General features: G+C 70.9%; 8 protein-coding genes. 7 read left to right on the forward strand and 1 reads right to left on the reverse strand.

What is annotated here, in order from left to right; translation table 11 throughout:
- The first annotated feature begins 134 nt into the window (after positions 1-134).
- Entirely contained in the window at positions 135-1,676 is a 1,542-nt protein-coding gene (locus E4J16_RS01705) for an alpha/beta hydrolase (protein WP_240038220.1), read from the forward strand.
- Positions 1,677-1,776: 100 nt separating this feature from the next.
- On the forward strand, positions 1,777-3,315 hold the full coding sequence (locus E4J16_RS01710) for a hypothetical protein (protein ID WP_136313075.1): 1,539 nt from the start codon (positions 1,777-1,779) through the stop codon (positions 3,313-3,315).
- Positions 3,316-4,019: 704 nt separating this feature from the next.
- Here E4J16_RS01710 and E4J16_RS01715 read toward each other — a convergent pair.
- Entirely contained in the window at positions 4,020-5,390 is a 1,371-nt protein-coding gene (locus tag E4J16_RS01715) for an LssY C-terminal domain-containing protein (RefSeq protein WP_136314539.1), read from the reverse strand.
- 359 nt (positions 5,391-5,749) lie between these two features.
- Between E4J16_RS01715 and E4J16_RS01720 the strand changes: the two genes are divergently transcribed.
- The 5 genes from E4J16_RS01720 to E4J16_RS01740 all read left to right on the forward strand — a co-directional run bounded on the left by E4J16_RS01720 (position 5,750) and on the right by E4J16_RS01740 (position 12,503).
- Positions 5,750-6,844, forward strand: coding sequence for a Fic family protein (locus tag E4J16_RS01720; protein ID WP_136314540.1), 1,095 nt, complete (start codon positions 5,750-5,752; stop codon positions 6,842-6,844).
- 169 nt (positions 6,845-7,013) lie between these two features.
- Complete coding sequence (locus E4J16_RS01725; protein WP_136313076.1) at positions 7,014-8,174, forward strand: cellulose synthase operon protein YhjQ/BcsQ; 1,161 nt, start codon at positions 7,014-7,016, stop codon at positions 8,172-8,174.
- A complete protein-coding gene (locus tag E4J16_RS01730; RefSeq protein WP_136313077.1) occupies positions 8,171-9,481 on the forward strand; it encodes a TadA family conjugal transfer-associated ATPase in 1,311 nt (436 codons plus the stop codon). Before E4J16_RS01725 ends, E4J16_RS01730 begins: the two co-directional genes overlap by 4 nt.
- Positions 9,478-10,752, forward strand: a complete 1,275-nt coding sequence (locus E4J16_RS01735) for a hypothetical protein (protein ID WP_136313078.1) — start codon at positions 9,478-9,480, stop codon at positions 10,750-10,752. The genes E4J16_RS01730 and E4J16_RS01735 overlap by 4 nt, the downstream gene beginning before the upstream one ends.
- A 56-nt stretch (positions 10,753-10,808) precedes the next feature.
- Complete coding sequence (locus tag E4J16_RS01740; RefSeq protein ID WP_136314541.1) at positions 10,809-12,503, forward strand: N5-glutamine methyltransferase family protein; 1,695 nt, start codon at positions 10,809-10,811, stop codon at positions 12,501-12,503.
- The last annotated feature ends 500 nt before the right edge of the window (positions 12,504-13,003 follow it).

Raw genomic sequence — 13,003 nt, forward strand, 5'->3', positions numbered from 1 at the left:
AGGGTGTCGCTCCGGTCGCAGTAGCGGCAGTTGCATGCCTCGCCTTGTCTGCATGTACTGCAGTCAGCGACTACCGCAGCGGGCCGACGGCGTCGAGTGGTACTACAACCGCCATCCCGGTGGATGCGTCGAGCATGCCACCGGTGCCCGCAGGCCTGGCGGGTTTCTACCAGCAGAAGGTCGGCTGGAAGGACTGTGCGGATGATGCCTCCTTCCAGTGCGCCACGGTCAAGGTGCCGCTGGACTATGCAAACCCCTCCGGCAAGACTATCGACCTGGCGCTGAAGAAGCTCCCCTCCACCTCGGGTGAGCCGATCGGCACGTTGCTGACCAATCCCGGCGGGCCTGGCGGATCCGGCCTGGAGTACGTCTCGCAGGAGGGCGTCTTCTCCGACGCACTGCGAGCGGGCTACGACATCCTCGGCTTCGACCCGCGCGGTGTGGGGCAGTCCACGCCCCTGACCTGCCTCAGCCCGCAGGAGATGAGCGAGGTGGCCGAGGCCACATTGCAGCAGAAGAGTTCCGGAGCCACCAACCAGCAGCAGGACAATGATGCCGCCGATCCGCAGCAGGACTCCACACCGGTTGACTTTGAGGAGGAGACTGCCGAGAGCACCGAGCAGACTGCGGCCGAACTGGCCGCCAGGTGCAAGCAGTACTCGCCTGAGCCCGATCTGATCGACCATATGGACACCGCCTCGGTGGCGCGTGACATGGATGTGCTGCGGGCGCTATCGGGTGATGCGCGCCTGCACTACCTGGGTACTTCTTATGGCACCTACCTGGGGGCCCGCTACGCGGAGATGTTCCCTGCGAACGTGGGTCGCATGGTGCTGGACAGCGCACAGAATCCCGCACAGGAGAACGCTGAGAACATCGTCCAGCAGGCCGAGTCGATTGAGAAGAGCCTGCGAGCCTATGTCGAGCACTGCCAGGCGGGGGAGGACTGCCCGCTGACCGGTGATGTCGACTCCGGCGTCGAGCAGATCAGGCAACTCATTGAGAAGGCCAACACCACGCCGCTGCCGTCCACTCTGGGCGACTCCGTAGACGGGGCGACGCTCACGAAGACCCTGATCGACATGATGTATGACAACAGTGCATGGGACCTTCTGACCGCGGCGCTCAGCCAGGCGATCAAGAACAATGACGGTACAGCCCTCGCCGTGCTGACCAATCCGTCACTGGTGGATGAGGAGACGGACCCGCAGGAGCTGGCTGAGAAGGAGGCCCGCGATGCGGCCAATGAGAACGCCATCAGCGCCATCGACTGCCTCGACTACCCGGTTCGTGGCGACAAGTCCAAGTGGGATGAGCAGGCGGCCAGAATCCAGGAGGTGGCGCCCACGCTCGGCACCGGGCTGGGCTACCCCGACGCGTTCTGCAAGGGCTGGGGCCACCACACCGACCACCAGCCGGGCGAGATCCGTGCCACGGGTGCGGCACCGATCCTCGTCGTCGGCATTACCGGTGACCCGGCCACCCCGTACCAGTGGGCCAAGGACCTGGCCTCCCAGCTGGACTCTGCCCGCCTGCTGACCGTGGAGGGCAACGGGCACGGCGCCTACCAGCGCAAGGGCGACTGCGTGGACAACGTGATCGACGCCTACCTGCTGCGCGGTGAACTGCCGGAGAAGGACTTGACCTGCAAGGAGGAGATTGAGCAGTACTACTGAGCCTGGGTAGGGCGGGGCCCGTTGTCAGGACCCTGCCCGCCAGTACTCAACGCAGAGCAAGCCATAGAAGTTGAACCGACCGTTGAAAGTGAAGCATCTGATGACTGAGTCCGCTCCAACCTCCTTCTCGCTCACGCGCCGCTCCGCCGTAGCGGCTATCGGGGCCGCGCTCCTGCTGCCATTGGCGGCCTGCGCGGGCGGCAATGACTCGCAGGGCAAGAGCCCGGCGTCCACATCGCCAACCCCCGAGCCCCCCGCGGGAGCGCAGGACCCGCTCGGCAGTCTGGCCGGTGCGCCGTCGCTGTCCGATGAGCAGTACGAGACCGTGGTAGAGGGGGTGTCCGCCTGGGTGACCCGTGTCTGGCCGCTTATGGGGCAGGTGTGGCCGGGGGTCGATTACACCAGGCATCGGATCGTGGCCATGCAGGTCGACGAACAGTTCAAGGCAATACGCGCGTGGGCAATCTCGGTTGACGGTCAACGGGAACTCAAGGCCGACGAGTACGCGAGCATTGAGGTGCCCACCTCCTACGGCAAGATCACCTTCGAGGACCAGCCGTCCATCACCCTCAACCTCGGTCAGGCAGCCACGGTGGGGGTTAGCAACAGAGAGGGCGGTGGGGCCGCCGCGGGTATGAACTCCACGCCGTCCGTGACCGCAACCGGCGCCTCGGAGCCCGTCGCGGATCTGAAGGATCCGGCCACCTACGCCTTCGCGCTCATGACCCACGAACTGGTCCACTTCTACTATCAGGGCGAGATCAATGTGACCGCCTCCAGCAGCAGGGACACCCCCTACCCGTACCAGGCGCGACCCCGCACCCTGCGGCGCATGATGCTGCACCGCTTGCGCCAGGCGGCAATGGATGCGGACAAGCGGTCCGAGCACCTGGGGCACGCCCGCTACTGGATGGACACGTGGAAGTCGGAGTTCGCGGGCGAGGCCGAGGACATCCACCACTACGACATCGCCGAGGGCATCGCCCGGTACGTGGAGTACATGGCGCTGTCCATCCAGGAGAATCAGTCCCCTGAGCAGCTTCAGACCCGGCAGGCGGCGCTGCTGAAGGAGGAGCCGCTGGATGTATCGGTTGACGTGGAGTCCTATGTATTCGGATTCATCACCGGGGTGCTGTTGGACGCGATCAAGCCCGACTGGAAGAACGGGTTCTACGCCAGTGGCAAGACACTCACGGAGATGCTCTTGGAGGACGTCGCCCCCGTTCCAGAGGAGGTGGACCCCGAGGTCGGTGGTCAGGTTGACGAGGCGATCAAGGAGGCCGACCAGTACGTTGCGCCGGACATCAAGAAGATCGACGACGCGGAGGCGGACACCTCGGTGGCCTACCTGCACCTGCCCAAGTTGGATGAGATCGGTTACGCCAGTTCTTTCGTCTACAAGGACAAGGTGGTACTGACCACCACCATCATGGTGCTCAATGGCGACGGTCAGAATCTTCAGGTGCTGGGAGTGCCGACCTTCACCGGTGCTGACAGGGAATCGCTGTACATCCCCTTGATCAACGCGCCGCACAGCTACGCCGACGGTGTGCTCACGGTCACGGGCGATGAGATCACCGGAACCATCAAGGCTGAGAAGACCACCGAGAACGGAAGGGAGGTGTTTGTCGCGAAGTAGCGGAAGCGACCACAACTATCGCCTAGCGGTCCTACCGTCACGAGAAGGGCGAGTGCATAGGGGCCGGCTGACTGTTTACCGTCGGCCGGCCCCTCTCGTGGCTCTTGGTGCCTGGAGCGTGGCCCGTTTGCCCCGCGAGGACACGGGTTATCGGGCTCTTCCGGTTTGAGGGTGTGTTGGGCTGGGGGTTTGTGTGTTGACGCGACGGTTCGTACCTTCGCGTGAGGGTTCGTATGTTCTGGTCGACGATTCGTACCGTCGTGCGACGGTTCGTACGGTAGGGGTACGTAGCGTCGTCAGAAGTGCCGAATCGTTGGTGCCAAGTGCCGAACCGTCACGCGAAGTGCCGAACCGTCAGGCGAAGTGCCGAACCGTCATCCGGTGCGCGCGGGCAGACACGCCAGGCCCGCACCCCGAGCGCTCATGTCTGCGCCCGGGGCCTGTCGAGTAGGGCACCAAGACCGCTGCCGCGCGCCGTCAATGGCGGCAGCCCCAGTCCAGCGCCCAGATGATCCCAGCGGCCCCGACGAATCAGCGCAAGCCAGCACCACCCACCGACAACGACCTCGCCAACCCGACAACAACCACCCCCACCGCAGCCCCGACCCCAACCACCACACCCACAAACCGGAAGAGCCGGAAAACATCCTGCTTGCCCGTGCGCGTTTCGTCGTCGGTCCTGCGCCCGGCGGTTCATTTGGGGTTCATTCGGCCCGTGCCCGTAGCCGTTCGGCCTTGCGCGCCCGCTCCCAGCGGGGAATGGGTCTGGCCGTCATCGCCAGCAGCGCCAGCACTCCCAGTGCCGCCGCGGCGATCAGACCCCAACCCGCCTGGCGAATCCCGACGCCGGAGATCTCGGTCATGACAGAGCCGATGCTCAGGCCCAACACCACCATCAGGGCGATGCGGGCACGGGGATGCCCGAGCCAGACCGCCGCCGCCAGCCCCAGGATCAGTGCTGTCATAACCGCGGTGGTTGCCGTCGCCGTCGCCACGACCAGTCGATGGGTGTCGGCGACGCCGCCCCCTTCCACTTCGCTAGCGAGCACGTCAATGGAGTCTCCGCCGAACAGCCTCAGCGTATTGGCGCAAAGAAGCGACACCACCAGCACCATGGCCACGATCAGCTCCGAGGGTCGCCGACGGCGCACCTCGGCCTCCGTGCGGTGAGCCTGTTCCAGCGCCGCATCCTCACGCTTAGAAGTTGGTGCAGAGCCGACATGCAGCACGTGCAGGTCGCCGTCGGTGACGATCCGGTCGCCACCGCCATTGCGATGGTGGTAGGCGGTGAAGAAATCCGGCCATATCTCCAACGAGGCCGAGTCGTTGGCCCAACGGACGTCGTCGACCACGTAGTCGCGTTCAACGTCGATATCGGCGTCGATCTTGTGCGTCACCTGGAAGGTGAGGGTGGACAGCCCCACGGAGCGGTCGTAGGTCGCGCCGGCCAACCAGTCCACTCGGCGTCCACCCGGCATGACCCAGCCCTCGGGTACGCGCCAGAAACGGATGTGGTGGCGTTGGGCCGGGTTCCCCTCGACCTCCTTCTGGTAGGCGAAATCCTGCTTGCGCCCGAACAGCAGCAGGTCGGAGACCGGCGCGGCCGGGTAGGAGCGGCGCAGCAGCGAGGAGACTACGATCCCCCAGGAAGAGCGCAGCGTGATGGGGTCGGCGCGCACCCAGCCGGCCTTCGTCATTGCGGTATGGATGTCCTCCTCGTCGCCGAGCACGGCGAGGTTGACCGGGTCGCCCAGCAGACCGTCGGCGGTACGGGTGCGGCCGATGAAGTAGTCGGGCACGTACAGCCAGGTGAGTATCTGATGCAGGCGGGGCAGCGCCAGATAGGACAGCACCGCCCAGAACAGCACGATGTTGACTATCGCCCCCGGGCTCAGGTGGGTGCCCGAACCGAGCAGCAGCCATGCCAGCCAGAGCGTGGCCAGCGCGGCGACGGCGAAGAAGACGGCGTCCAGGACGTCGTCGACGCCCCATTCACGGGTGCCGGCGGCCAGCACCTTGTCGGATCCCGCCGAGTAAACGGGCGGGGAATCGGGGCGGGGGCGAGTGCGCGCCATCGGCGCGGCGGCGCCGCTGCGGTCGGCCTGGGTCGGTATCGCGTGAGCAGCTCGTTCACTGGCCATGTCTCGCACAGTACCGGACTTATGGCAGCAGAAGACGCCGGTCGCTTCCCTGAAAGCTGCGCGGTCTTGCGGGCACTCGCGGGCCCCATCCTGGACGGAAGCTTCGGGCACCTGCCCGCTTGATCGCCTGCCACGCCTGTTCTAGGTCGACGCTGGACCCGCTACACCTGCGCACAGGACTTGACACTCCTTGTGGCGCATCACACAAACAATGGTTGTTAGTGACGGAGCCGCAAGTGCCTCGGCTTGTGGTGGGCTCCTCCCACACGCATACAGTGACCCCCGTGATCAGCATGGGAGTGTCGATCGGCCCGCCCCCCAAAGGACGGCCCGAACGGGGGCACGACGCGGATGACGCCGCCCGTCCGTGCAGCGCCACCTCCCCGTCAGCCGACGCCCGCCCCGGCCCTGTTGCGCGCCCGGCCCGCCCCGGCCCTGTTGCGCGCCCGGCCCGCCCCAGCCCTGTTGCGCGCCCGGCCCGCCCCGGCCGTGTTGTGCGCCCGGCCCGCCCCAGCCCTGCCGTTCAGGCACTGGAGGCTCTCTGCGCCGACCCCCGGGTCAAGCGCGCCGAGGACGCGCTGCGCGAAGCCTCCGCTGAGCTGCGCTGGCACGAGGCCCTGCGCCGTCGCTGGCGGGAGGCCCGCGCCGAGGCCGCCATCCGGGGCGCCGTCGCCTCCGCCGCCGTCGAGGGCGCGGTCGTGCCCGCCGCCGTCCTGCGCGACGCCGTAGCGAACCGCATCCTGAACCGTGCCGCCACCGGCGACCCCTCCCTCGACGCCGCCGCAGGCCTTTGGCGTGCCGGCGTGCGACTGACCGAGTGGATGCCCGACCTGCGCGGCCAGGCCCGTCCCGCCCAGCCGAGCCCCCGCACCCTGCTGGCAACCCTCCACCGCGACGTCGCAGGGCCACTGGCCGCCGCCGGCCGGATTCCCCTGGACGCCGTCGCCACCCCCCGCCGCCCGGGTGCGGAGCCGATCGAGGGCGGCCCCGGAGCGCCCCCCGACGCCGGGGCGCTTAAGGCCCGCATCGACGCCCTCCTTGAACTCATCGACGCCCCCGGCGCCCCCGCACTCGCACGCGCCGCCATAATCCACGCGGAAATGCTCACGGCTCGCCCCTTCACCGCCGGCAACGCCGCCGTCGGCCGACTACTGGTGCGCCACCTGAGCACCCGCGACGGCCTGGAGCCCACCGGCGTCGCGGTCACAGACCAGTACGCCGCTCGCGCGCCCGGCGCCTACGCCGAGGCGGCGGCGGCCTACGCCTCCGGCCAGCCCGACGGCGTGATCGCCTGGATCGTGTGGCAGGCCGAGGCGATCCTCGTCGGCATCCAGGAGGCGCAAAGCATCTGCCGGTCAGTCCAGGCCGGAACGACCGGGCCGCGCTGAGGCCGGCCACAAACCGCGCCGCCGTCCCTCCGTTTTCCACAGGCACAGTTGGAAGCAGCCAACGGCACAGCCATCCACAGGCGCTGAGCGGGCAGCGCGTCCAAAGAGGCACCCTGGTCGGGACCGCCCGGGCACCGCGCCACAGGCCGGGGACTTCGAGGAGAGACACATGGACACCACCACCGCACCACTCGCCCCCAATGTGCGGGTGCTCCTAGCCGCCTCCGACGCGGACCCCGGCGGTGCCCGGGCGGTCACCACCGGGCCGGCCGCCATACCGGAGGACTTTCCGGCGGATGTCGTGCAGGCCTGCACCGGCCTGGCGCCGCTCACCGTCGGCCCCCGCGAACACCCCGCCCAGGCGGCACGCGCGCTGCTCGGCGAACCGGAGGTGGCGGGCGTCGTACTGGTGACGCCGGAGGGGCGGCCCACCCCGCCCACGGAGCCGGGGATCGTCCTCGGCGACCTGCACCGCTGCTGCGAGCCGGACGGCGCCGATCACCTCATCGCCCTCCTCCTGGCCGTACAGCATCCGCCGCAGGCACGCATCGTCGCCGTCACCGGCGCCCGCGGCGGGCTCGGCGCCAGCACCTTCCTCCTCCACGTGGCCCGCGCCTGCCACGCCCTGGGCAACCGTGTGGCCATCGTCGACGCCGACCCCGCCGGCGGCCTGGGACTGCTCATGGGCGAAGGCGTACTGCCCGGCCTGCGCTGGGCCGACCTGCCCGCCGACGAGCCCGCCTTCCGCCCGGAGAAACTCGTCACCGCCCTGCCGGCCTGGCTCGGCATGCCCGTGCTCACCGGAGACGGCCGCGGCGGCGCCCGCGGCCCCCAGCAAATACGAGCCGCAGTGGACGCCCTGCGCGCAGAGCACGACTTCGTCATGCTCGACCTTCCCCGCGGCGCCACCCCGCCCGCCGATGCCACGGTCCTGCTCACCTCCGGACTCGACCTGCGGTCGGCGGTGGCCGCAGAGGCGCTCAGCGCCCGTCTGAAAACGCCCCGGCGCCTGGGACCACCGCCCGCCGGCCCCGCAGGAATCGTCGCCGCGGACACCGATGCCGCCGACGGCGTCGGCCCGAGCGCGGCCGCGCCATTGAAGGTGTACACGGTGGTGCGGAAAACCGGTGAGGACGTGACCCCCGACGAGCTCGCCCTCATGACCCGCACGGAGATCATCGCGATCCTGCCGCACGAACGCGCCGTGGTGCAGCGCATCGCCCGCGGTGACGATCCGACCCGCGGGCGCGGCGCCCTGCGCAGCCAGGCGCGCGCCGTCGTCGACCGCCTACTGGCCGACGGCGCCGACCTCCTTAAGGAGGCGTCATGACAGCCGTCCCGGCCCGCGCCGACCGGGCAGCGACTGGCCCGACCGGGGCGGAGGAGTTGTTCCGGGTCCGCGGTGCCCTCGCCCGTGGGGCCAGCCTCGACGTCGCCCTCGGCTCCGGCGCCGCCCCGACCACCGGCGCGGGCGGCCTGGCCCGGCTCACCCGGCACGTGCGTGCCGACGTCGCCGGCGCCGGTCCCGTCCTGCAGCCACTGCTCCAGCTCGACGGCGTCACCGACGTACTCGTCGGGGCCGGCCGCACCTGGATTGACCGCGGACGCGGCCTCGAACCGGTCCCCGATGCCGGGCTGGAGGAGGCGGAGGCGCGGGCGCTGGCCGTCCGCATGGCCGCCGCCTGCGGCCGCCGCCTGGACGACGCCAGCCCCATCGTGGACGTCACCCTGCCCGACGGCACCCGTCTGAACGCCGTCCTCCCGCCGCTGAGCGCCGACGGCACCCTGATCTGCCTGCGCACCAAACGGCGTCGGGCCTTCACCATCGCCGAGCTGGTCGCCGCAGGCACCATCTCACCCGGGCTGGACGCCGTCCTGACTGCGCTCGTGGAATGCCGCGCCAACTGCCTGGTCACCGGCGCCACCGGCACCGGCAAGACCACTTTGCTCGCAGCCCTGCTGGGCCTGGTCCCCGCCGATGAGCGGATCGTGTGCATCGAGGAAGCCAGTGAGCTGCGTCCCGACCACCCCCACGTCATCCACCTCCAAGAACGCGGGGACAACGTCCAGGGCGTCGGCGCCGTCCCCATGACCACCCTGGTGCGCACCGCCCTGCGCATGCGCCCGGACCGGATCGTGCTCGGCGAGTGCCGCGGCCCCGAGGTCCGCGACGTGCTGACCGCCCTCAACACCGGCCACGAGGGCGGCTGGGCCACACTGCACGCCAACTCGCCCGCCGACGTCCCCGCCCGCCTGACCGCGCTGGGAGCCCTCGCCGGCCTGAACGAGGGGGCGGTAGCCGCCCAGGCCGTAAGCGCCCTCGACGCCGTCGTCCACCTGCGCCGCCTGCCCCGCCCGGGCACGACCACGCTGCGCCGGGTCACCGCGATCGGCGTCCTCGAGCGGGACGGCGCGCGGATGCGCTGCCGGGACGCGCTGGTCGTCGACGCCGACGGCGCAGTGCACCCCGGCCCCGGGGCGGACCGCCTGGCCGAACGGGTAGGGGACGGCCCCATGGCCGCAGCCCTGGGCCTCGACCCGGGGGAGACCAGGCCCGAGGCGGCCAGGGAAGGCGGCGACCTGCGCCGCACCGGAGCGCCGCGCAGGCACAACGGCGCACACAGGAGCAGGACATGACCGGCGCACAGATACTGGCCGGCCTGCTGGTGGCGCTCGCCGCAGCCGTGATCCTCCTGCCGGCCCGCCGCGAGCCTCCCGCCGCCCTCGGCGCCCACCACGCCGGCCACCTGGCCCGCCCCTCCCACACCCGGACGGATGACGTCGACCTGGGCCTGGTGCTCACGGAGGTCGCCGCCCTCCTGCGCGCCGGCGCCACCCCGCAGCGCGCCTGGGCGCGCACGCTGGAACGCGCAGGCATACACGAGGGAACCCAGCCCGACGACGACGGCGTGCCGCCCGCTCTCCTCGCGCTGGCCCGGGAACCTCCCCACGGCTGGCTGCCCCACCGATGGGATGGCCAGTGGCACTGGCGGCCGCCGCTGCCGGGGCGCCGCGCCCGCCGTAACGCCCGCCGTCGGCTGACCGCCGCAGCCGTGCCCGGCGCCGTCGCCGCCTGCCGCCTGACCACGGCGCTGGGCGCCCCGCTCGCCGGCGTGCTGGAGGCGGTCGCCGGGGGAGTGGCGGAGTCCGGGCACGCCGATGACTCCCGCCGCACCGCCCTGTCCGGGCCCCGCTCAACCGCGCGACTGCTCGCCCTCCTGCCACCGGTGGGGCTGCTGCTGGGCTCCGCCGTCGGGGCGCACCCCGGGCAGATGCTGCTCGACGGCGGATTGGGCAGCGCCCTGGGGCTCGTCGGCCTGGTACTCATGGCGGTGGGCCACTGGCTGACCACGCGCCTTGTGGCGGCGGCCGCCGCCGACAACGACGAAGTCGACGAGGCGCTGGTACTCGACCTGGCCGGGGCGGCGCTCGCGGCCGGGGCGTCAGTACCCGGGACACTTCGGGCGCTGGGGACGGCGCTGGATGACGAGGAGCTGAACGTCGTCGGGCGGGCACTACTGCTCGGAGCCGGCTGGGAGGAGGCCTGGCGCACCGGGCGCGGCGAGGACGATGCCCATGGCGGTGCCCGCAGTGGTACTGGACGGAAGGGCGCCGGACGGGTCGACGTGCTCCCGAGGCGGTGGCGGAGCCGGGAAACGAACCGGAGGCACTCCCGCCTGGAGTCCTGCCTGCGCCCGGGATGGGAGGACGGCGCGTCACCCGCACCCCTGCTCGCCGGCACCGCCGCCTCACTGCGGGCAGGACGCCAGGCGGCCGATGCGGAGGCCGCCGAACGCCTGGCCGTCCGGCTGGTCCTGCCACTGGGAACCTGCTTCCTGCCCGCATTCATCATCCTGGGCATCGTCCCGGTGGTGATGAGCGTCGGCATGGACATGCTCGGCGGGTGACCCGCGGACAGCCGGAGGCGGACGCCGGGACGAGGCACGGCGGTACGGTCGCCTCCATGACCGACGCCGCAACAGACCTGCCCGCCGCAGGCACTCCCGTGCCGCAGGAGCCCTCCCCCATCCCGCCCCCCGTGGCCACGGCGGCGCAGGCGGCCGCCCTGCGTGCCGACCTGGTCGACTCCGGCTGGGGCGTCGACGCCGTCGCCCGCCTGCTCGGCCCCGCCGCCGACGCCGCCCTGCGCCGAGAACAGCGCTATCCCGCCCTGCGACGCGTGCAAAAGGTACTCGGAACGCACCGCGCCGACACCCGGGAGGGAAACGGTGCGGACCCCGTCGCCGTGCTCACCGCCCTGTTCATGCTCGGGGAAACCGTGTACGCGGCGGAGCTGGACGCCGCCCTGCCCCGCACCCGGACCGCCGGGGCCAAGGCCATGGGACTCGTCGTCGTCGCTCGGGATGGTGCGTGGTCCGCAGGGGCGTCGGCTGCGGGCGCCGGAGAGGCCGCACCGGGGGAGCGAGTGCAGGCCGCCGTCGACCTGCGCCCCCACGAGGCGCGCGACGACGTCGGCGAAGTGCGCTGGTGGGTGGCCTCCGACCTGGGGGAGCTGGTGTCTCAGGGGCAGCTCGCCCCCGACCACGTCCTGGGCATCGGAGGAGCCGGCCTCACCCTGGCCTCCCTCACCCCGCGCACACCCGTGAGCGCCGCCCTGGACCTCGGCTGCGGCTGCGGCATCCAGACCCTGTACCTGCTGCGGCACGCCGAGCACGTCGTTGCCACCGACATCTCCGCGCGGGCACTGGCCTTCACCGCCTTCAATGCCGCCCTGGCGGGCATTGATCCCGGGCGGCTGGAGCTGCGGCGCGGCTCCTTCCTCGAACCGGTGGCAGGGCGGGGCTTCGACCTGATCGCCACTAACCCGCCCTTCGTCATCACCCCGCCCGCAGTGCGTGAGGCGGGGCTGCCACTGATGGAGTACCGCGACGCCGGCGGCCCCGTACTGCCCGTGCTTCTGCCGGCCCTCGGAACGCACCTGAATCCAGGTGGCGTCGTCGTGATGCTCGGTAACTGGGAGCACCAGGGCGGGCAGGACTGGCGCGAGCGCGTGCGCGGCTGGCTGCAGGACGGCGTCGACGCCTGGGTTGTTCAGCGGGAAGTACAGGACCCGGTCGAGTACGCCACCATGTGGCTGCGCGACGGCGGCACCACCCCCGAGCGCGACCGCGTCGGCTTCGAGGCCGCCCTGGGGGCATGGATCGACGACTTCGCCGCCCGGAGGGTGGAGGCCGTCGGCTTCGGCTACGTGGTGCTGCACCGGCCGGATGAGGCAGACGCCGGGGGCCGTGCGCCCTGGCGGGTGCTGGAGGAGGTCGGCACCCAGCCGACGGGACCGCTCGGACCACATGTGGCGGCGTCGGTGGCATCGCGCAGCCGCTTGGCCGGCATGAGCGACGCCGAGGTGGCGGCGCTGCGCCCCGTCGTCGCGCCCGACGTCACCGAGGAGCGCCACCTGCGCCCCGGGGACAGCGAGCCCAGCCTCATCCTGCTGCGGCAGGGCGGCGGATTCGCCCGCACGGTGCAGGCGGACACGGCGCTGGCCGCGCTGGTGGAGGTGGCCGACGGCGAGCTCAGCGTGGGGCAGATCGCCACCGCCGTGGCGGCGCTGACCGACGCCGACGCCGCGGAGACGACTGCCCGCATGGTCACCGGTGCCCGCAGCCTGCTGGCCGACGGGCTGCTGCTGTGGGGGTAGGGCGATCCCAGCTGAGGCGTCGAGCCTCTTTCGCGGGCACCTGTGATGAGTCTCGCCGACGCGGTTCCACCATTAACATCGCCCGCGGGTCGCGAACTGTCGCACGGCTGGTTCCGGCTGCTGACGGTGAACGCGAGCTCGGGTTCGGCGGTTACCGGCTCCCCGACAGTTTCTTCGACGAGCTACCCGAGGCCGAACTCAGGGCCTGGGAGGGACAGTAAGCGGCTACCTGCTCATACTCGTGCTCTCATGTGCGCGATCAACGAGCCGGTTCGTCTGGTTCCGGACGTTGCCCAGGTGCTGAGAGTGCGGGAGGGTCGCCTTCTGGTGTCGGCGGCGAGCGCCTGGGAACTGTTCACTAAGCACCGCATAGGCAAGCTGCCCAGCGCGGGCCCCTGGCTCAACGCGCTTGACGGGCACACGTGCGGCTTGGCGCGGAGGTACTGCCGATCAGCTGGCAGCACGCCCGTCTGAGTGGACAGTTGGACTGGGCGCACCGC

Source organism: Actinomyces procaprae (genome assembly GCF_004798665.1).
Lineage (GTDB): Bacteria > Actinomycetota > Actinomycetes > Actinomycetales > Actinomycetaceae > Actinomyces > Actinomyces procaprae.